The organism is Pseudomonas sp. HMWF006 (genome assembly GCF_003061205.1).
Classification (GTDB): Bacteria; Pseudomonadota; Gammaproteobacteria; order Pseudomonadales; family Pseudomonadaceae; genus Aquipseudomonas; species Aquipseudomonas monsensis.
In genome coordinates this window covers 24,140-24,960 of record NZ_QAIU01000456.1, presented here as the reverse complement: position 1 = coordinate 24,960, position 821 = coordinate 24,140, and the positions used below count along the sequence as shown (strand labels likewise).

Here is an 821-nt window from a genome sequence, read left to right as displayed (position 1 = left end):
TGGCTGTCATCCAGCGCCGCAACGGCCTTGAAGCAGAACTGCGGGCGGTACTTGAGCACCTCGTCAATGGTCGAGGCGGAGCCGGACAACTGCCCGGATGCCTGGGCGGCCATGTACATCGAGGCTTCTTCGACTACTGGTAATTCGACGGTCAGACCGTTCTCCTTGAAGTAGCCCAGATCCCGCGCCAGGTAGAGCGTGCCGTAGCCGACCCACGTGGTGTGGCCAATGGACAAGGTGCCGGCGTGGGCGCTGGTCGCGACCGTGGCGGCCAGGGCGGTGATCGCCAGAGGATGAGTGAGACGGATACACAAGGACTTGATCATGGAGCACTCCCGACGCTGTTGATTTAGTTTTGTCATGGGCAGTACGGCCAGCGCCAAAGATGCCAATGCACGCTGCGGTCTCTGCTGGACTCTGGCGTGAAGGCTTGGGCTGACGAGAGGGATGGTGGCCCATGTGCGCGGTGAGGAAAATCAGGAAATTGTTGGCAGCAAATGATGAAAAAACTGGGTAGTGCGCACCGCTGAAGGGCGATGTTGGCGGGGATGCACGGGGTGGGTGCAAAGCGGAAATTTTCGCTGAATGTACCTAAGTCATCGCGAGCAGGCTCACTCCTACAGGGGCGCACGGTCAATTGTAGGAGTGAGCCTGCTCGCGACAGGGGCCACGCGGTTTCAGCGCAACTGAAACCAGGTGGTCTTGAGCTGGGTGTATTTGTCGAACGAGTGCAGCGACAGGTCGCGACCAAAGCCCGATTGCTTGCCGCCGCCAAACGGCACGGTCACGTCCAGTGCATCGACGGTATTGACTGACACCGT

The 821-nt window shown here is 59.8% G+C and carries 1 protein-coding gene and 1 pseudogene; both read right to left on the bottom strand.

Going from position 1 to position 821, the window contains the following annotated elements:
* Positions 1 to 326, bottom strand: a pseudogene (locus tag DBR24_RS19765) (ABC transporter substrate-binding protein); the annotation flags it as partial.
* Positions 327 to 677: 351 nt separating this feature from the next.
* Positions 678 to 821 (bottom strand): aldehyde dehydrogenase family protein (locus DBR24_RS32960; protein ID WP_256591664.1); only part of this gene is annotated, 144 nt, incomplete at its 5' end.